Consider the following 18,043-nt stretch of genomic DNA (forward strand, 5'->3'; position numbering starts at 1 on the left):
GGCACCCCCGCGCCACCCACCAGAGGGAGAACCCCCGTGACCACCTTGCGTCTGGCCATCGTCGGCGCCGGCCCCGCCGGCATCTACGCCGCCGACATCCTGCTCAAGGCCGAGAAGGCCTTCGACGTGTCGATCGACCTCTTCGAGCAGCTGCCCGCGCCCTACGGCCTCGTCCGCTACGGCGTCGCCCCCGACCACCCCCGCATCAAGGGCATCGTCAACGCGCTGCGCGACGTGCTCGACAGCGGCGACATCCGCGTCTTCGGCAACGTCCGCTACGGCGTCGACATCACCCTCGACGACCTCAAGGCGCACTACAACGCCGTGATCTTCTCGACCGGCGCCATCAAGGACGCCGACCTCGACGTGCCCGGCATCGACCTCGATGGCAGCTACGGCGCCGCCGACTTCGTGAGCTGGTTCGACGGCCACCCCGACTTCCCGCGCACGTGGCCGCTCGACGCGCAGTCGGTCGCCGTGGTGGGCGTCGGCAACGTCGCGCTCGACGTGTCGCGCATCCTCGCGAAGCACGCCGACGACCTGCTGCCGACCGAGATCCCCGACAACGTCTACGAGGGGCTCAAGCAGTCGTCGATCACCGACGTGCACGTCTTCGGGCGCCGCGGGCCCGCGCAGGTGAAGTTCACCCCGCTCGAGCTCCGTGAGCTCGGCGAGGTGCGCGACGTCGACATGATCGTCCACGACGAGGACTTCGACCACGACGAGGCGTCGAAGACCGCCATCGCGACGAACAAGCAGGTCTTCGTCATCGACAAGGTGCTGAACCAGTGGCGCCAGCGCGAGGTCGGCACGGCGTCGCGCCGCCTGCACCTGCACTTCTACGCCAAGCCCGTCGAGGTCGTCGGCGACGAGCAGGGCCGTGTGGCCGCCTTCCGGTACGAGCGCACCCGGCCCGACGGCCAGGGCGGCGTCGAGGGCACCGGCGAGATCCGCGACGTGCCCGTGCAGGCGATCTACCGCGCCGTCGGCTACTTCGGCTCGCCGCTCGACGGCATCCCGTTCGACGAGCGTCGCGGCGTGATCCCGAACCACGAGGGCCAGGTGATGGACGACGAGAACCAGATCGTCCCCGGCGTCTACGCCACCGGCTGGATCAAGCGCGGGCCGGTCGGCCTCATCGGGCACACGAAGTCCGACGCGATGGAGACCGTCGCGCACGTCATCAACGACCAGGCGAGCTGGTGGCAGCCCGCCGACCCGTCGGAGGACGCGATGCCGGCCCTGCTCGCGCAGCGCGGCGTGGCCTACACCGACCTCGAGGGGTGGCACCGCCTCGACGAGCACGAGCAGGCGCTCGGGTCGGCGCACGAGCACGAGCGGGCGCGCGTCAAGGTCGTCGAGCGCGACGAGATGGTGCGCGTCTCGCGGGCCGTGGAGTCCGCCGACGCGTAGGCGACCCGCCCTGTCGACCTCGACCGCGCCTCCGGCGTCCTCCCCTCGCGGGGCGGGCCGGGGGCGCGTCGTCGTGGTGGGGGAGGCGCGTGGCGGCCGCCGCGGTCGACGTCCCGACCGCGGCGGGCCGTGACCGCCCGTCGCCGCTAAGCTGGCCGGCATGGCAGACAGCTCCTTCGACGTGGTCAGCAAGGTCGACAAGATGGAGGCGGACAACGCCCTCCACCAGGCACAGAAGGAGATCGAGCAGCGCTACGACTTCAAGAACGTCGGCGCCTCGGTCGACTGGAGCGGTGAGAAGCTCCTGCTCAAGGCCTCGACGGAGGAGCGCGTCAAGGCCGTGCTCGACGTCCTCGAGTCGAAGTTCATCAAGCGCAGCATCAGCCTCAAGCACCTCGACGTGGGCGAGCCCTTCGCGAGCGGCAAGGAGTACCGCATCGAGGCCGCCCTCAAGGAGGGCATCGAGCAGGAGCACGCGAAGAAGATCGGCAAGATCATCCGCGACGAGGCCCCCAAGAGCGTCAAGAGCCAGATCCAGGGCGACGAGCTCCGCGTCACGTCGAAGAGCCGTGACGACCTCCAGGCCACGATGGCGCTGCTGAAGAAGGCCGACCTCGACGTCGACCTGCAGTTCGTCAACTTCCGCTAGCCCTCCGTGACCGAGCCCGCGTGGCTGCCCGCCACCATCGCGGTGCTCGGTGTCGTCTTCGACATCGCCATCCGCGTCTTCGCGATCGTCTACGTGCCGATCAACCGTCGGCCCACGACCGCGACGGCCTGGCTGCTGGCGATCTTCCTCATCCCGTACGTGGGGTTCCTGCTCTTCCTGCTCTTCGGCAGCACGAAGCTGCCGCGCCGTCGGCGCGAGAAGCAGCAGGAGATCAACACCTACATCGTCGAGACGACCGAGGGCATGGAGCGCGTCACCCGCGACCACCCCTGGCCCCTCTGGCTCGACTCGGTGATCGCGCTGAACCGCACGCTCGGCGCCATGCCCCTCGTGGGCGGCAACACGGCCGAGCTGCACTCCGACTACGCGAGGTCGATGGAGGCGATGGTCGAGGCCGTCGACGGAGCCCACCGCTGGGTGCACGCCGAGTTCTACATCACCAGCCTCGACGCGACGACGGAGCCGTTCTTCGTCGCCCTCGAGAACGCCCGGCGCCGTGGCGTCACGGTGCGGGTGCTGATGGACCACATCGCGAGCCGGGGCTACCCCGGCTACCGCCGGACGCGTCGACGCCTCACGCGCATGGGCGTCGAGTGGCAGCTCATGCTGCCGGTCCAGCCGCTGCGGGGGCGCTACCAGCGGCCCGACCTGCGCAACCACCGCAAGCTGCTGGTGATCGACGGGCAGGTCGCCTTCACCGGCTCGCAGAACATGATCGAGCGGGGCTACCAGCGGCGCGGCAACCACCGGCGCGGGCTGCAGTGGAAGGACTTCATGGTCCGCTTCGAGGGGCCGATCGTCGCGGGCGTCAACGCGCTCTTCGTGACGGACTGGTACTCGGAGACCGACGAGCTGCTGCTCCGCGAGGCCGACCCCGTGGTCGTCGCCGACGACGCACCGACGGTCGACTGCCAGGTCGTGCCCAGCGGGCCGGGCTTCGACGGCGAGAACAACCTGCGGCTCTTCAACACGCTCCTCTACAACGCGCAGGAGCGCATCATCATCACGAGCCCGTACTTCGTGCCCGACGAGTCGATGCTCTACGCGGTCACGACCGCGGCGCAGCGGGGCATCGAGGTGCAGCTCTTCGTCAGCGAGATCGGTGACCAGGCCGTCGTCTACCACGCGCAGCGGTCGTACTACGAGGCGCTGCTGCGGGCCGGCGTGCGCATCTTCCTGTACCGGTCGCCGACGGTGCTGCACGCGAAGCACCTCACCGTCGACGACGAGGTCGCCGTCATCGGCTCGAGCAACATGGACATGCGGTCGTTCAGCCTCAACCTCGAGATCTCCGTCATGATCCGCGGCCGGAGCTTCGTGCGGCAGCTGCGCGAGGTCGAGCAGTCGTACCGCGACGCCAGCCGCGAGCTGCTGCTCGAGGAGTGGCTCGTCCGCCCCTTCCGCTCGAAGGTGCTCGACAACGTCGCCCGCCTCACCTCCGCGGTGCAGTAGCCGCAGTAGCCGGGCGCCGGCGGCTGCTCGCCTCCGCCCGCCCCGCGCCTCCGCCCGCCTGCCTGCCCCGCGCCTCCGGCTCGTCCGCCTCCGCCCTGCCCCTCCTGCTGACCGTCCCACCTCCCGTGGTTCGTAATTTGAGAGTGATCGGGAGTCCAGGGCGCTCAGAGGCCAGTCATCGGAGGCGTCGCACCTCAGGACTCTCTCCCTTTGCGATGCCGAGGGTCCACATGGCCGACTCGACCGTCGCGAGGGCACAGCCCCAGTCGAACTGGATGTCGGGGTAGGGCAGCTCGACAGCCGTGTACCCCAGCTGCACGAGGTGAGCGATGCGTCGGCGGTCGGCGTTGAAGTTGCTCGATCCGGCGTGGTGCTCGACGCTCACGCACTCGACGACCAGACGGTCGCCGACGAGGAGGTCAGCTCGGATGCCGGGTGCGAGGACGGGTTGGACCAACGTGGGAATGCCCGCCTCGAGGAGGCGCACCCGAGTGATCGACTCCGTCCCGGCCTCGGACCGGTGGTCGGCGAGGTCGAGCACCCCCTGGAGCCGCCGGGGAAGTCGTCGACGCAGTTCTTCGAGTGCTGCAGGCTCGCGCAGGAGGCCGACGTGCTGGAGGGAGTCGAGGACGGCGACGGCCTCCCAGACAGGCAGGAGGCGGACGGTCTGCGCGACGGCGGTGACCCGCGAGACCACGGCGCGTTCGACGATGGGATCGAGCTGCTCGCGGTCGCGGACGACGACCACCGTGGGGTCGTGCCGACGCAGTCGCCGACCCGCGTCGTCCGGGTCGCGGAGGCGATGGTCGTTCGCTCGCGCACTGACGAACAGCGGCGCGCCGTGCGGTTGCCAGGCGCCGGCCTGAGCGACGGCCGATGGCCCGGCGAGGGGTCCGCCGACGCGAGCCGCCCTGATCACGGGCACAGGCAGCTCAGGGTCGCCGTAGAGGCCGTGACGGATGCGGAGGACCTCGCCAGCGCGCCAGGCGGCATCGATCTCGCCCTGCGACAGTCCGTGTCGGAGCAGATCGGCACGGGTGACGAGACCGGCGTGGGCGATGAGAGCAGAGCTGATCCTGGGGTCCATCGGGGTGAGCCTCGTGGCGTTCGCCTTCCTGATCGCGCCCCCACTCGCCGGTCGGGGGAGAGGCGGCGGGTTCGTCAGAATGAGGAGGGCACCTGCACGGGTCGGTTGTGGAGACCCCCGACAGCCGCGCTCTGAGAAGACTTCTCGGAAGCCCGCTCCGTAGAACGAGAGTGATCCGCGCACACCCACCGCAGGCATCGGCCTCCCACGACGTCACCGGGCCGATCACTCGCAAATTTGAGAACGTGGCGCCCGGGGGTGGCTAGTGGTGAGTGCGAGGCGGAGCGGCGAGCTGGCCACGGAGGGGGGCGGGGGAGGCGGGGTGGTCGTGAGGGGGCTCCGGAGGCTGTATATTTGTCTGGCGCCTCCGGTCGGTGAACACATGGGCCGGGCGTGCATGGCAAGTTACCCAAGTGGCCAAAGGGATCTGACTGTAAATCAGCCGGCGTAGCCTTCGGGGGTTCGAATCCCTCACTTGCCACCCCAGCTCGACGTGATCACCCACGTCGGCACCACGGAACGGACTCGAGACCTCGGGTCCGTTCCGTCTTTCCGGGCACGTCCGGGGCCTGGGTCCGGCACCGACCGACCGACGGAGCACCATGACCGACCAGCCCGCCACCCCGCCTGCGGCCACCCCGCCCGCCGCCGCCACCGCGACCTCGCCCGCCGCCCTCCTCGAGGTGGCCCGCACGGTCGCCGTCGAGGCGGCGGCGCTCGCCGCCCGCCGCCGCTCCGAGGGCGTCGCCGTCGCCGCGACGAAGAGCAGCCTCGTCGACGTCGTCACCCACACCGACCGCGAGGTCGAGGAGCACCTCCGCGCCCGCCTGGCCGAGCTGCGGCCCGGCGACGGCTTCCTCGGCGAGGAGGGAGCCGAGCACGGCTCGACGACGGGCCTCACCTGGGTCGTCGACCCCATCGACGGCACCGTCAACTTCCTCTACGGGATCCCGCAGTGGGCCGTCAGCGTCGCCGTCGTCGAGGGCGACCCGGTGCCGGGCGCCTGGCGGGCGCTCGCCGGCTGCGTCGTGAACCCGCTGTCGGGCGAGACCTGGACGGCGTCCCGAGGGGGAGGCGCGTGGCTGGGCGACCAGCGCCTCCGTCCGTCCTCCCCGGCCACGTTGGCGGAGTCGCTCGTGGCGACGGGCTTCTCGTACGAGGCCGAGCGCCGCGTCGAGCAGGTCGCGGCCGTCGGGCGGCTGATCGGGAAGGTGCGCGACATCCGGCGCCAGGGGGCCGCCTCGCTCGACCTCTGCGCGGTCGCGACCGGCCGGCTCGACGCCTACGTCGAGCGCGGGCTCAAGCCGTGGGACCACGCCGCGGGAGCCCTCGTCGCCGAGGAGGCGGGCGCCGTCGTCCGAGCCTCGGGCGATTCCGCCGAGGGCGGACGCCTGACGTCCGCCGCCGCTCCGAGCATCGCCGACGAGCTCTGGCGAGCGGTCGCCGAGGCCCGGATCTGAGCCGGTCGGGCGGGGTCGGCGGCCCTGTTCCTCGGCGACGGGACACCGCATCTGACATGCCACGCTGGCCGTGACCCCCTGACTCGGGTAGCCATCCGTGGCCTGAGCGGCTACCCTTGACTGGTTCGTTACTTTTCCGTGACCTGAGTCACCGGTGTAGCGGCCGAGAAGAAGAGGGTGCATCCGCCTCTCCGTCCCGACGACCCCGAGGACCATCACGACGTGTCGAACCCCCAGACCTTCGCCGAGCACGACCGCGACGAGACCCCGTCGCCCCGAGCCGACGATGCTCTGACGACACCGACCGCCGAGGCCGCCTCGCCCGTCTTCCTCACCCGCCGCGAAGCCCGCGAGGCCGAGCGCCGCGCCGCCGCCGCAGCAGCTCCCGGTGCCGTCGCCGCCCCCGAGGCAGCACCCACGCTGGCCGCGGAGCCCGTGGTCGTCGAGACCGCGGTCCCGACCATCGCGCCCCCCGAGGTCTCCACGGCCCAGGCCCTGCCGACCCGCGCCTCCCTGCGGGCCGCCGAGGCCGCCTCGCGGCGCGGCCGCACCGCTCCCCAGCGCACCGCCACGGCGTCCCGGCCCGCCGCCGGCCCTCGCCGCACCCGGTCCGCGAGCCCCACCGCCGCGACCACCGCCTCCGCCCGGTCGACCCCGGCGGCCCGGACGGCTCCCTCCGCGTTCCAGCGCACCTCGAAGCGCGTGACCGTCGTCGGTGCGATGATGTTCGCGGGCGCGATGCTCGTGGCCACCTCGGTGCCCGCCAACGCCTTCTTCGTCGACACCCCCGAGGCCACCGTCGCCAAGAAGAGCGCCGCGGCCGCGCAGAGCTTCGTCGCCGGCGGAGCGACCGACGACGACGTGAGCCGCGACGGCTACTCGGTCACCGAGATGAAGGTCGCCTCCGAGTACGCCTCCACCAGCTCGAGCACGTTCTCGAACGACATGGCCGGCACCGTCCAGTGGCCCTTCCAGACCGGCGTGCCGATCAGCAGCGGCTTCGGCGCGCGTCAGGTCTCGAACTGCAGCTTCTGCTCCACCTTCCACGAGGGCCTCGACTTCGTGCCCGGCGCGGGCTCGCCCATCCAGGCCATCGCCGACGGCACCGTCAGCGTCGTCACCGGCCCGTCGGGCGCCTTCGGCAACCACGTCGAGATCGAGCACGTCATCGACGGCCAGAAGGTCACGTCGACCTACTCGCACATGCAGACCGGCTCGGTCGAGGTGAAGGTGGGCGACACGGTGACCGTCGGGCAGCTCGTCGGCAAGGTCGGCAGCACCGGCAACAGCACCGGCGCGCACCTGCACTTCGAGATCCACCTCGCCGGCGTGCCCGTCGACCCGTACCCGTGGCTCCAGGCCAACACGAACTGACGCACCTCGTGCACGACGAAGCCCCCCCGGCACGGGCCGGGGGGCATCGTCGTCGGCGGGCGGCGTCAGCCGGTGACGCCCTCCGCCCGCAGCCAGACGGCGGCGTTGGCGGGCAGCGCCGGGCCGTCGAGCGCCATCGTCGAGAGCAGCACGTCGGCGACGGGCAGCTCCACCGGCACCTCGCCGGTGTTCGCGAGCACCACGACGTCGCCGCTGCGGAACGCCACCACGTCGTCCGACCAGCCGCTCAGCCACTCGAGACGGCCCGCGCCGAGCTCGTGCTCCGAGCGGAGGGCCAGAGCCGAGCGGTAGAGCTCGAGGGTCGACCCGGGCACCCCGCGCTGCTCGTCGCGCGCGTAGGTGCTCCAGTCGTCGGGCTGCGGCAGCCAGGAGGCGCCGGTCTCGCTGAACCCGAAGGCGGGCGACCCCGACTCCCAGGGCAGCGGCACGCGGCAGCCGTCGCGACCGTAGCGCTCGCCGTCCGTGCGGAACCACGTCGGGTCCTGACGAGCATCGTCGGGCAGGTCCACCGCCTCCGGAAGCCCCAGCTCCTCGCCCTGGTAGAGGTAGGCACTGCCGGGGAGGGCGAGCATGACGGCCGTCGCGGCACGGGCCCGCGCCAGGCCGAGCTCGGGGATCGGCAGGCCGGGGCTGCGCGGGCCGATGCCGTGACCCTGCGGGTTCTCGGCGGTGAGGGCGAGCCGGCTCGCGTGGCGCACGACGTCGTGGTTGCTCAGCACCCAGGTGCTCGGGGCTCCGACGCTCGCGAAGACCTCGATCGACGCGTCCACCACGCGGCGGATCTCGGCGGCCGACCAGCCCGTCTCGAGGTACGCGAAGTTGAAGGCCTGGTGCATCTCGTCGGGGCGCACCCAGTTCGCCAGCTTCGAGAGCGGCTCGACCCAGGCCTCGGCGACGAGCACGCGGTCGCCCTCGTACTCGTCGAGCACGCGACGCCACTCGCGCCAGATCTCGTGCACGCCGTCCTGACCCCAGTAGGGCGGGGTGCGGTCCTCGCCGAGGCCGCCCCCCATGCTGCCCGCGTCGGCGGGCGGGGTGTAGTCGGGCAGGCCCTCGGCCTTGACCAGGCCGTGGGCGACGTCGACCCGGAACCCGTCGACGCCGCGGTCGAGCCAGAAGCGGAGCACGTCGAGGAAGGCGGAGCGCACCCACGGGTTTGTCCAGTCGAGGTCCGGCTGCGACGAGTCGAAGAGGTGCAGGTACCACTGGCCGGGGCTGCCGTCGGCCTCGGTGACCCGGCTCCACGCCGGGCCGCCGAAGATCGACTCCCAGTTGTTCGGCGGCAGCTCGCCCGCGGCCCCGCGGCCCTCGCGGAACATGTAGCGGGCGCGCTCGGGCGACCCGGGCGCCGCCGCCAGGGCCTCGCGGAACCAGACGTGGGCCGACGACGAGTGGTTGGGCACGAGGTCGACGATGAGGCGCAGGCCGAGCTCGGTCGCGCGGGCACGGAGGGCGTCGAAGTCGGCCAGCGTGCCGAAGAGCGGGTCGACGTCGGTGTAGTCGGCGACGTCGTAGCCGGCGTCGGCCTGGGGCGACGTGTAGAAGGGCGACAGCCAGACGGCGTCGACGCCGAGCTCGACGAGCGCGTCGAGCCGGGCCGTGATGCCGGGGAGGTCGCCGACGCCGTCGCCGTCTCCGTCGGCGAAGGAGCGCGGGTACACCTGGTAGATGACGGCGGTGCGCCACCACTCGAGGTCGTCGGCGGACGTGGCGAGGCCCTCCGTCTCGGGATCGGCGGGTGCCTGGACGTCGGTCTCGGAGGGGGAGTCGAGCGTGTCGCCCGTGGTCTCGGTAGAGGACATGCGCCCACGATACGGCAGGCTCGGAGGCCCCCATCCAGTACCGTTGACCACACCTCACGACCCCGAACGGAGCGCTCCTGGACGCCTCGACCACCCCTGTCGCCGACGCCGTGTTCCCCGACGGCGACGGCTTCCCCCTCGCCCTCGGCACCAACGTGTTCGGCTGGACGGTCGGGGCCCCCACCGCGCTCGAGGTGCTCGACGTCTTCGCGGGCGACGGCGGGCGCGTGATCGACACGGCCGACGTCTACTCGGCCTGGCTGCCCGGCAACTCCGGCGGTGAGTCGGAGGCCATCATCGGCCGCTGGCTGGCGCGCCCCGGCAACCGCGAGAAGGTCGTCATCAGCACCAAGTGCGGCCAGCACCCCGACGCTCCCGGGCTCGGCCGGGCGAGCATCCGCCGGGCGGTCGAGGCGTCGCTCCTCCGGCTGCGCACCGACCACATCGATCTCTACGCGACGCACTTCGACGACGACGAGACCCCCCTGGAGGAGACCGTCGGGGCGCTCAGCGAGCTCGTCGACGAGGGCAAGATCCGCTGGCCCGCCGCCTCGAACTACACCGGCGCCCGCCTGCGCCAGGCGCTCGCCATCGCCGACCGCGACGGGCTCCACCCGTTCGCCGCCGTCCAGGCCGCCTACAACCTCGTCCGCCGCGGCGACTACGAGTCGGACGTCGCCCCGATCGTCGACCACTTCGGCCTGGCCGTCCTGCCGCACTCCTCGCTCGCGAGCGGGTTCCTCACCGGCAAGTACCGCGGCGACGCCGGCCGCGGCGACTCGCCCCGGGGCGGTCGGGCGATGAGCTACGTCACCCCCCAGAACCAGGGCACCGTCGAGGTGCTCGTCGAGATCGCCGAGCGCCAGGGCGTCCAGCCCGGCGCCGTCGCCATCGCGTGGCTCGCCAGCCGCCAGAACGTCATCGGCGCGCTCGCCAGCGCCCGCACGGTGATCCAGCTGGAGGGCCTGCTCGAGTCCGCCGACGTCGAGCTCACGGCCGACGACCTCGCGAGCCTCGAGCTCGTCTCCACCCCGCTCGACTAGCGGGCGGGGCCCAGGGCGACCACGGTCTTCCGGTCGCTGTCCCAGCGGCGCATCGCGGCCAGCCAGGTCGTCGAGGAGTCGCGGGCGGGGTCGCCGCCGGCCCGCGCCTCCTCGAGGGTCGCCGTCTCGCGTGCTGACGCAGCGTCGGACAGCGCCTCCAGCGCGGTCGCCACCCCGGCCGGCGTGAGCCGTCGGGCCAGGGCGACGTGCGGCGTCCACGCGTCGGGCCGGGTGTGCTCCACGGTCTCGTCGCTGCCCCGGCCGCGCTCGACCAGGTCGTGGACGGCGCGGTGCAGCCCGAGCAGGCGGTCGGTCGGCACGACGGACCGCACCAGGACGAGCCCCCGCCGCCCGGTGCCGAAGACCAGGGGCGAGCCCAGCTCGACGGGCAGCGGCAGGGTCGCGGCCGCCAGCTCGCGGAGCGCGTCGTCGGCCGTGTCGTCGAGCGACGGCCGGGCGAGCAGCGTCACGTGGGGGGCGTTGGTCTCGCCCGTGTGCTCGCCGAGCGACGGCAGCCCCGCCGCGGAGAGCACGACCCAGTCGTCGCGCACGGCGGAGTCGGCGGCGGGATCGAGCAGGACCTCGAGGCTGTGCATGACCCGATCCTGGCCTCGACCTCCGACAGCCGGACGGTGTCGTCACGGTGTGCACGAGAGCTCCCGCGTTCTGCTAAAGTCGTCAGGTGCCGATCGGCAGCAGCCAGTCTGCGGCCCGGTCTCACGCCCCGATAGCTCAGTGGTAGAGCACTTCCATGGTAAGGAAGGGGTCGTCAGTTCAAACCTGACTCGGGGCTCCAGCTGGTCACGCCCACCGTGGCGACAGCTTGCGGCGGGGTAGCTCAGTTGGTTAGAGCACACGGCTCATAATCGTGGTGTCGCGGGTTCGAGTCCCGCCCTCGCTACCGCAGGACCTCTCTTGCAGGACCTCTCGGGCAGAACCTCTCGGGCCGATCGAGGTCGCCTCTCATCGTCGGGCTCCCCGTCCGTCGACGTCGACGTCGTCACGTCCGGGCGCCAGGTGCACACGCCCCCTCGGGCCCTGCACAGCAGCACCCCGAGGGGCAAGCCCTCCGCCCGGCCGGGCCGACGCTCGGGGCCCCGGGCATACCATGACGCATGCCCGTGAGCATCCGAAGCATCGGAACAGCCCTGCCCCCGACCGTCATCGACCAGCCCCACATCCGCGACGTCTTCCGGTCGCAGCCCGGCCTCGGCAGGCTCGCTCCGCGCCTCATCGGGGCCGTCTTCGACGGTGCCGCCATCGACACCCGGCACACCGTCATCGCCGAGCTCGGCGCCGAGCCCGTGGCCGAGCCGGCCGCCGACGGCGGTCCCGACGACGACGCCGCGACTCCCACGTTCTACGACCGGGCCGAGGGCCGCATCCTCAGCCCCACGACCGGCGTGCGCAACGACGTGTACGTCGCCGAGAGCCCCGACCTCTTCGCGCGGGCCGCCGAGGAGGCGCTGGTCGGCGCCGCGGGGATCACCGCGGCCGACGTGACCCACGTCGTGACCGTCTCGTGCACCGGCTTCTTCGCGCCCGGGCCCGACTACCTGCTGGTGCGCCGCCTCGGCCTGCCCGCGACGACGCGGCGGCTGCACATCGGCTTCATGGGCTGCTACGGAGCGTTCCCGGCCCTGCGGTCGGCCCGCGACACGTGCCTCGCCGACCCGGACGCCGTCGTCCTCGTCGTCTGCGCCGAGCTCTGCACCCTCCACCTCCGCAGCAGCGACGACCCCGACGCGATCATCGCCTCCTCCGTCTTCGCCGACGGCGCGGCGGCCGCGGTCGTGACGGCGCGCCCGGCTCCGGCCGGCGAGACGGTGCTCGACCTCGACGTGCTCGAGACGGTGCTGACCCCGGTGGGGGAGGACGACATGGCCTGGAGCATCGGCGACCAGGGCTTCGACATGGTGCTCAGCAGCTACGTGCCGCACATCGTCGAGGAGAACATCGACGACGCGCTCGTGCCGTTGCTCGCTGCGGAGGGCGTCGGCGTCGGCGACGTGACGCGCTGGGCGGTGCACCCGGGCGGGCGGAGCATCCTCGACCGCGTGCAGCAGCGGCTCGGCCTCAGCGACCCGCAGATGGCGCCGTCGCGCGAGGTGCTGCGCACGCGGGGCAACATGTCGAGCGCGACCGTGCTCTTCATCCTGCGCGAGCACCTGCTGCCCGACGCCGTGCCCGACGCCGGCGCCGCCGACGTCGCGCCTGTCCGGGAGCGCGTCTGCGCCATGGCCTTCGGCCCCGGCCTCACCGTCGAGACGAGCCTGCTCACGCGTCGGGTCGCGGCGTGACGCTGCTCCTGCCCGACCTGCGCGGGCGGGCGGAGCACCTGGCCGAGCTGATGGACGACCCCGACTGCGATCCCGCGGCCCTGCGGCGCACCTACGCGGTCTTCCCGTTCGTCAACGGGCTCGTGGCCGGCTGGCGGCGGGCCTGGACGGAGCGCCTCCGGCCCCTCGTGGCCTCGGCCGGCGCCCCGACCACCCTGCTCGACCTCGGCTCGGGCGGCGGTGACCTCGCGAGGGCGCTGGCGCGGTGGGCCGAGCGTGACGGGCTCGCGCTGCACGTCACGGCGGTCGACCCCGACGAGCGGGCCCACGACTTCGCGTCGGCCCGGCCCCGACGCGGGGTCGACTACCGGCGGGCCTCGAGCGCCGACCTGGTGGCGTCGGGCGAGACCTTCGACGTCGTCGTGTCGAACCACGTGCTGCACCACCTCGACGACGCCGCACGCACGGCCGTCCTCTCCGACAGTGAGCGGCTGGCCCGCCGGCTCGCCCTGCACAGCGACATCCGGCGCTCGCGGGCTGCCTACGCCGCCTACGCGCTCGGCACGCTGCCGCTGGCGGGGTCGTCGTTCGTCCGGGTCGACGGCCTCCGCTCGATCCGCCGCAGCTGGCGCGTCGACGAGCTCCGCGCCGTGGCGCCGCCGCGCTGGCGCGTGCTGGCCCGGCCGCCGATGCGGGTCTGGCTGACCTGGGAGCCGCTCCGCGCCTCCTCGGAGCCGGGGGGAGTCGCGGGTCGGGCGGCCGCGGAGGTCGCCTCGTGATCACGCACGACGTCGTGGTCGTCGGCGGCGGGCCCGTCGGGGTGCACGCCGCGGCCCTCTTCGCGCAGCTCGGCCTCGACGTCGCCGTCTGGGAGCGCCGCACCGACGAACCGCAGCTCTCGCGCGCGATCGGCGTCCACCCGCCGTCCCTCGACGCCCTGGCCGCCGTCGGCGCCGCGGAGGAGCTGGTGGAGTCGGCGGTGCGGATCCGCCGCGGCGTCGCGCGGAGCGCCGGCCGCACGCTCGGCACCGTCGACTTCGACCGCCGCCCGGGAGCGCGCTGGCCCTTCGTCGCCGCCGTGCCGCAGCACCGCACCGAGGCCGTGCTGCGGGCTCGCCTCGAGGCGCTGGCCCCCGGCGCGCTGCGCCGGGGCGTGAGCCTCACCGGCCTCGTCGAGGAGGGCGAACGGGTCGTGCTGACCGGCGAGGGCCCGTCGGGGCCGGTCGAGCTCGCCGCGCGCTTCGTCGTCGCCGCGGACGGCTCGCGGAGCGGCGTCCGTGACCTGCTGCACGTCGACGCGCCCGTCCGCCGCTACCGCGACCGCTTCGTGATGGGCGACTTCGCCGACGAGACCAGCGACGGTGCCGACGCCGTCGTGAACGTCGAGCGCGACGGCGTGGTCGAGTCGTTCCCGCTGCCGGGCGGCGTGCGCCGCTTCGTGGTGTCGCTGCCCGAGGGCGGGCCCACCGGCCCCGACGTCGACGAGGTCGCCGACCTGGTCCGGCGCCGCACCGGCCTCCGCGTCGACGCCGCCTCGTCGACCATGCTCAGCGCGTTCTCGGTGCAGCGGCGGCTGGCCGCGCGCACCGCGGTCGGGCGCGTCCTCCTCATCGGCGACGCCGCCCACGAGATCAGCCCCATCGGTGGGCAGGGCATGAACCTCGGCTGGCTCGACGCCGTGGCCTGGGCCCCCGTGCTCTCGCGGGCGCTCCGGACCGCGGGCGGTCGTCGACACGACCCGGGCGCGTTCGGCGCCGTCGAGGCGTCCCGGCGCCGGGCCGCCCTCCGGGCCGCCCGCCAGGCCGAGCTCAACATGGCGCTCGGCCGACCGGCGGGCCCCGCCGCCCTGGCCGTGCGCCGCGCGGGCCTGACGGTCGCCCTCCGGTCGCCGGCCTCGCGCCTCCTCGCCGACACCTACGCGATGCGCTTCGCCTGATCGGTCACGGGCGGCGCGATCGCGGCAGTGGCCGTGGTCGTGGTCGCCGGGGCCGGGGCCGGGTCCGCCGCGCGGCTCAGGCGACGATCGCCGCGCCGCTGAGGGCCAGCTGCCCGACGAGCACGAGGGCGGCCACGATGATCAGCCGGAAGAGCAGGCGGGTGTCGCCGCCCCGCACGACGACGACCGTGCCCGCGGCGGCGATGCCGAGCACGACGACGAAGCCGAGCACGGCCACGACGGGGCCGGCGGCCGTGGCCCCGCTGCCGAGCTGGCCCGCGAGCGTGAGGCAGGCCGCGACCGCGAGGGCGGCGAAGGCGACCACCCCGGCGGGCAGGCGGCCGAGGCGGTGCGGCAGGCCGGCCACGCCGGTGGCCGCGTCGTCGCCGAGGTCGGGCAGCACGTTGGTGAAGTGGATGGCGACGCCGAAGACGGCCCCGACCCCGAGGGCCCAGGCCGCGGGAGGCGCGGGAGGCGTGAGCGCGAGGGTCACCACCGCGGGCAGCAGCCCGAAGCTCACCACGAACGGGACGACGGAGGCGACGGTGCGCTTCAGCCCCAGGTTGTATGCCCAGCCGGAGGCGACGAGCACGAGGTGGGCGAGCCCCGCGGGCACCGAGAGGAGGAACGGGGCGGCGACACCGACGACGAGGGACGCGACCGCGGCCGCGCCCACCACGCCGGGTGAGACCTGGCCCAGGGCGACGGGCTTGTCGGCCCGGCCGACGCTGCGGTCACGGTCCAGGTCGACGAGGTCGTTCGAGAGCCCGATCGAGACCTGGCCCGCCAGCACGGCGACGGTGACCACGACGAGGGGGCCCGCCTCGAGCGAGACGGCCAAGCCGAGCACGAGGCTGAGGAGCGTGACGGTCACCGTGGGGCCGGGGTGGGTGCTGCGCACCAGCGCGGAGACTGTCGACATCGGACCCAGCCTGGCAGAGGTCGGGCCGGTCGGCACGACGGGAGGAGCCGGGAGGACCCACCGTGCGGAACGAGTTGACCCCGGGCCCCACGGGCCCGGGGTCACCCGACGGGGATCAGGCCCCGCGACCGGTCTTCTGCTGAAGGCGGTCGATGTTCTCGCTGGCCTCGGCCTTGGTCATGTCGGCCGGGAGCTCCTCGCCGGCCTCGCGGGCCAGCGTGTCGAGGTAGCTCGCCTGCGGGCCGGTGATCGGCTCGTCGCCGGTCACCCACTGCTCAGGGTCCTTCGAGGCGGTGTTGGAGGAGTCGGGGCGCTCGCCGCCCAGGGTGGCGCCGGCGAGCGGGGTGCCCTGCGACTGGTCGGAGCCCTCGGCGGGGCCGGAGGCAGCGTTCTCGTCGGCCTCGGGGGCCGCGGGATCGACGGGCGTGATGTCGGGATCGATGTTGGCGTCGCTCATGGGGAGAACGTACGCCGCCCCTCCGACAAAAGGCCTCCGCCCTCCCTGGACGGAAGGCCTCCCCCCGTCCCCGACGTCGCCCCTGGCTAGACTCGACGGGTGCCAGTGAACCCCGAGCTCCGAGGGCGGGTCTTCCCGTCCGCCCCGCCGTACCTCGTCGGCCGCGAGAAGGTGCGCGAGTTCGCGCGCGCCACCGCGTCCACGAGCCCGCTCTCGCTCGACGTCGAGGCGGCCCGCGCCGCAGGCCACGCCGACCTCGTGGCCCCGCCGACCTTCCCCGTCGTCGTGCAGGAGGCCACGCTCGCGCAGCTGCTGGCCGAGCCGGGCGCCGGCATCGACTTCTCCCGCGTGGTGCACGGCGAGCAGCGCTTCAGCTACTCGCGTCCGGTCGTCGCCGGTGACGAGCTCACGGCCACCCTCACGGTGACCGGCGTGAAGACCCTCGGCGGCAACGCGATGGTCACGGCCTCCTCCGAGATGGTCGACCAGACGGGCGCGCACGTCGTGACCGCCGTCTCCACCCTCGTCGTGCGCGGGGACGACGCGTGAGCGCCCTCGAGGTCGGCCTCGTGGTCGCCGAGAAGTCCTACGCGGTCTCCCGCGACTCCCTCGTCCGCTACGCCGGCGCCTCCGGCGACTTCAACCCCATCCACTACCGCGACGACGTCGCGGAGTCGGTCGGGCTGCCGGGCGTGCTCGCCCACGGCATGCTGACGATGGGCACCGCCGTCCAGCCCGTCGTGGAGTGGCTCGACGGCGCGGGCGACGACGCCGGCGTGCTGGGCTGGGTCAGCGACTACCAGGTGCGCTTCACGCGACCCGTCGTCGTCGACCCCGCCGACGGGGCCGAGATCACCGTCACGGCCACGGTCGGCGCGCTGGACCCCGAGGCCGGCACCGCGCGCATCGACCTCCGGGTGTCGTCCGCGGGCCAGACCGTGCTCGGCAAGGCGCAGGTCGTGGTGACGCTGGCGTGACCGCCCTCGCCGACCTGACCACGATGCGCGTCGGAGGCGAGCCGACGCGGCTCGTCGAGGCCGCCACGACCGACGAGCTCGTCGAGCTCGCCCGGGAGGTCACGGCCGACGGCGACGACTGGTTCGTGCTCGGCGGCGGCTCGAACACCCTGGCCGCCGACGAGGGCTTCGACGGCACCGTGCTCCGGGTCGCCACCCGGGGCGTCGAGCTCCTCGACGACGTCGACGGCCGCGTGCACCTCCGCGTCGCGGCCGGCGAGCCGTGGGAGGACCTCGTCGCCCACACCGTCGACCAGGGGTGGTCGGGCTTCGAGGCCCTCAGCGGCATCCCGGGCTCGACGGGCGCCTCGCCGATCCAGAACATCGGGGCCTACGGCCAGGAGGTCGCCCAGACGCTCGTCTCGGTCGACTTCCTCGACGCCGAGACGGGCGAGTTCGTCCGCGTCCCCGCCGCGAACCTGGGGCTCGGCTACCGCACGAGCGTGTTCAAGCGCGGCCGACGCGGCGTCGTGACCGCGGTCGAGTTCGCCCTCGTCGACGACGGCGGCACGAGCGCCCAGGTCTCGTACCCGCAGCTGGCGACGGCGCTCGGCGTGGGGCTGGGCGACCGGGTGCCGGTCGCCGACGTGCGGGCGAGCGTGCTGGCCCTCCGCGCCTCCAAGGGCATGGTGCTCGACCCCGCCGACGCCGACGCGACCTCGTGCGGGTCGTTCTTCACGAACCCGATCGTGCCGCGTCAGGTCGCCTCGGCACTGCCGTCGGCGGCGCCCCGCTGGCCCGTCGACCCGGAGCCGGAGGCGCGGGTCGTCCCCCTGGGCGACGCGCCCGCACCGCCGCCCCCTCCGTCGTCGGGCCTGGTGAAGCTCAGCGCCGCCTGGCTGATCGAGCAGGCCGGGATCGGCCGGGGGTTCCGGCTGCCGGGCTCCGGCGCGGCGATCTCGTCGAAGCACACGCTCGCCCTGACGAACCGGGGGAGCGCCACCGCGGCGGACGTCGCCGAGCTGGCGCGCTTCGTGCAGCAGCGCGTCTCGGCCGAGTTCGGGGTCGTGCTGCACCCCGAGCCCGTGCTGCTCGGCCTCTCGCTCTAGGACGCCCCGGCCCCGAGTCGCCCGGCCCGGAGCAGGCCGGCCCAGAGCAGCCCGATCCGGAG

Annotated in this window: 17 protein-coding genes and 3 tRNA genes; 15 read left to right on the forward strand and 5 right to left on the reverse strand. The window is 73.6% G+C overall.

Translation table 11 applies throughout. The annotated features are described in order from the left end of the window. Window positions 1-36 precede the first annotated feature (36 nt). From FHR77_RS02170 to cls, 3 genes are all read left to right on the forward strand, one after another. Window positions 37-1,413: an FAD-dependent oxidoreductase gene (locus tag FHR77_RS02170; protein ID WP_167258466.1), complete on the forward strand. Its 1,377-nt coding sequence runs from the start codon at window positions 37-39 to the stop codon at window positions 1,411-1,413. 160 nt (window positions 1,414-1,573) lie between these two features. Beyond that, a complete protein-coding gene (locus FHR77_RS02175; RefSeq protein WP_056052987.1) occupies window positions 1,574-2,062 on the forward strand; it encodes a YajQ family cyclic di-GMP-binding protein in 489 nt (162 codons plus the stop codon). Window positions 2,063-2,068: 6 nt separating this feature from the next. Beyond that, window positions 2,069-3,535: a cardiolipin synthase gene (gene cls / locus FHR77_RS02180; protein ID WP_341777186.1), complete on the forward strand. Its 1,467-nt coding sequence runs from the start codon at window positions 2,069-2,071 to the stop codon at window positions 3,533-3,535. A gap of 175 nt (window positions 3,536-3,710) precedes the next feature. Here the strand turns inward: cls and FHR77_RS02185 are convergent, their stop codons facing one another. Then, window positions 3,711-4,820: a type IV toxin-antitoxin system AbiEi family antitoxin domain-containing protein gene (locus FHR77_RS02185; RefSeq protein ID WP_167258468.1), complete on the reverse strand. Its 1,110-nt coding sequence runs from the start codon at window positions 4,818-4,820 to the stop codon at window positions 3,711-3,713. Window positions 4,821-5,021: 201 nt separating this feature from the next. Between FHR77_RS02185 and FHR77_RS02190 the strand changes: the two genes are divergently transcribed. The 3 genes from FHR77_RS02190 (at window position 5,022) to FHR77_RS16530 (ending at window position 7,456) form a co-directional block, all read left to right on the forward strand. Further along, window positions 5,022-5,103 (forward strand) — tRNA-Tyr (locus tag FHR77_RS02190). A gap of 121 nt (window positions 5,104-5,224) precedes the next feature. Then, a complete protein-coding gene (locus FHR77_RS02195; RefSeq protein ID WP_167258470.1) occupies window positions 5,225-6,082 on the forward strand; it encodes an inositol monophosphatase family protein in 858 nt (285 codons plus the stop codon). Between the two features lie 222 nt (window positions 6,083-6,304). Continuing rightward, on the forward strand, window positions 6,305-7,456 hold the full coding sequence (locus FHR77_RS16530; RefSeq protein ID WP_167258472.1) for a peptidoglycan DD-metalloendopeptidase family protein: 1,152 nt from the start codon (window positions 6,305-6,307) through the stop codon (window positions 7,454-7,456). A 65-nt stretch (window positions 7,457-7,521) separates the two neighbouring features. Here FHR77_RS16530 and FHR77_RS02205 read toward each other — a convergent pair whose 3' ends face one another. Then, a complete protein-coding gene (locus tag FHR77_RS02205; protein WP_167258474.1) occupies window positions 7,522-9,279 on the reverse strand; it encodes a glycoside hydrolase family 13 protein in 1,758 nt (585 codons plus the stop codon). A gap of 110 nt (window positions 9,280-9,389) precedes the next feature. Here FHR77_RS02205 and FHR77_RS02210 point away from each other — a divergent pair, with 110 nt between their 5' ends. Next, window positions 9,390-10,322 carry an aldo/keto reductase gene (locus tag FHR77_RS02210; RefSeq protein WP_167258476.1) on the forward strand — a complete coding sequence of 311 codons (933 nt, stop codon included), beginning with the start codon at window positions 9,390-9,392 and terminating at the stop codon, window positions 10,320-10,322. Here FHR77_RS02210 and FHR77_RS02215 read toward each other — a convergent pair. After that, window positions 10,319-10,918 carry a 2'-5' RNA ligase family protein gene (locus FHR77_RS02215; protein ID WP_167258478.1) on the reverse strand — a complete coding sequence of 200 codons (600 nt, stop codon included), beginning with the start codon at window positions 10,916-10,918 and terminating at the stop codon, window positions 10,319-10,321. The two genes, FHR77_RS02210 and FHR77_RS02215, sit on opposite strands and share 4 nt — an antisense overlap. 125 nt (window positions 10,919-11,043) lie before the next feature. Between FHR77_RS02215 and FHR77_RS02220 the strand changes: the two genes are divergently transcribed. From FHR77_RS02220 to FHR77_RS02240, 5 genes are all read left to right on the forward strand, one after another. Further along, window positions 11,044-11,118, forward strand: a tRNA-Thr gene (locus FHR77_RS02220). Between the two features lie 31 nt (window positions 11,119-11,149). Further along, window positions 11,150-11,223 (forward strand) — tRNA-Met (locus FHR77_RS02225). Between the two features lie 214 nt (window positions 11,224-11,437). Then, the gene (locus tag FHR77_RS02230; protein WP_167258480.1) at window positions 11,438-12,622 is read left to right on the forward strand and encodes a type III polyketide synthase; all 1,185 of its coding nucleotides are present in this window, start codon (window positions 11,438-11,440) and stop codon (window positions 12,620-12,622) included. After that, on the forward strand, window positions 12,619-13,380 hold the full coding sequence (locus FHR77_RS02235) for a methyltransferase domain-containing protein (RefSeq protein ID WP_341777187.1): 762 nt from the start codon (window positions 12,619-12,621) through the stop codon (window positions 13,378-13,380). The genes FHR77_RS02230 and FHR77_RS02235 overlap by 4 nt, the downstream gene beginning before the upstream one ends. After that, window positions 13,377-14,537 carry an FAD-dependent monooxygenase gene (locus FHR77_RS02240; protein WP_167258482.1) on the forward strand — a complete coding sequence of 387 codons (1,161 nt, stop codon included), beginning with the start codon at window positions 13,377-13,379 and terminating at the stop codon, window positions 14,535-14,537. The genes FHR77_RS02235 and FHR77_RS02240 overlap by 4 nt, the downstream gene beginning before the upstream one ends. A gap of 76 nt (window positions 14,538-14,613) precedes the next feature. Here the strand turns inward: FHR77_RS02240 and FHR77_RS02245 are convergent, their stop codons facing one another. Then, window positions 14,614-15,459, reverse strand: coding sequence for a UbiA family prenyltransferase (locus FHR77_RS02245; protein WP_167258484.1), 846 nt, complete (start codon window positions 15,457-15,459; stop codon window positions 14,614-14,616). Between the two features lie 115 nt (window positions 15,460-15,574). Then, a complete protein-coding gene (locus FHR77_RS15815; RefSeq protein WP_056055668.1) occupies window positions 15,575-15,784 on the reverse strand; it encodes a DUF3072 domain-containing protein in 210 nt (69 codons plus the stop codon). A 231-nt stretch (window positions 15,785-16,015) separates the two neighbouring features. Between FHR77_RS15815 and FHR77_RS02255 the strand changes: the two genes are divergently transcribed. Genes FHR77_RS02255 through FHR77_RS02265 form a run of 3 tightly spaced genes read left to right on the forward strand, consistent with a single transcriptional unit; the run spans window position 16,016 to window position 17,981 of the window. Then, window positions 16,016-16,465 (forward strand): FAS1-like dehydratase domain-containing protein, encoded by a 450-nt coding sequence (locus tag FHR77_RS02255; RefSeq protein WP_056053010.1) that lies wholly within the window; start codon window positions 16,016-16,018, stop codon window positions 16,463-16,465. Beyond that, window positions 16,462-16,893, forward strand: a complete 432-nt coding sequence (locus FHR77_RS02260; protein WP_167258488.1) for a MaoC/PaaZ C-terminal domain-containing protein — start codon at window positions 16,462-16,464, stop codon at window positions 16,891-16,893. The genes FHR77_RS02255 and FHR77_RS02260 overlap by 4 nt, the downstream gene beginning before the upstream one ends. After that, the gene (locus FHR77_RS02265; protein WP_424955522.1) at window positions 16,890-17,981 is read left to right on the forward strand and encodes a UDP-N-acetylmuramate dehydrogenase; all 1,092 of its coding nucleotides are present in this window, start codon (window positions 16,890-16,892) and stop codon (window positions 17,979-17,981) included. The genes FHR77_RS02260 and FHR77_RS02265 overlap by 4 nt, the downstream gene beginning before the upstream one ends. Window positions 17,982-18,043: the final 62 nt, after the last annotated feature.

Origin of the sequence: Frigoribacterium endophyticum (assembly GCF_011759585.1) — a bacterium.
GTDB lineage: Bacteria > Actinomycetota > Actinomycetes > Actinomycetales > Microbacteriaceae > Frigoribacterium > Frigoribacterium endophyticum.

What these genes read in the sequence shown, in the direction of transcription:
- FHR77_RS02175 (WP_056052987.1), top strand. Translation starts at nt 1,574, where the DNA reads ATGGCAGACAGCTCCTTCGACGTGGTCAGCAAGGTCGACAAGATGGAG.
- FHR77_RS02185 (WP_167258468.1), bottom strand. Translation starts at nt 4,820, where the DNA reads ATGCCTGCGGTGGGTGTGCGCGGATCACTCTCGTTCTACGGAGCGGGC.
- FHR77_RS02195 (WP_167258470.1), top strand. Translation starts at nt 5,225, where the DNA reads ATGACCGACCAGCCCGCCACCCCGCCTGCGGCCACCCCGCCCGCCGCC.
- FHR77_RS02205 (WP_167258474.1), bottom strand. Translation starts at nt 9,279, where the DNA reads ATGTCCTCTACCGAGACCACGGGCGACACGCTCGACTCCCCCTCCGAG.
- FHR77_RS02215 (WP_167258478.1), bottom strand. Translation starts at nt 10,918, where the DNA reads ATGCACAGCCTCGAGGTCCTGCTCGATCCCGCCGCCGACTCCGCCGTG.
- FHR77_RS02230 (WP_167258480.1), top strand. Translation starts at nt 11,438, where the DNA reads ATGCCCGTGAGCATCCGAAGCATCGGAACAGCCCTGCCCCCGACCGTC.
- FHR77_RS02245 (WP_167258484.1), bottom strand. Translation starts at nt 15,459, where the DNA reads ATGTCGACAGTCTCCGCGCTGGTGCGCAGCACCCACCCCGGCCCCACG.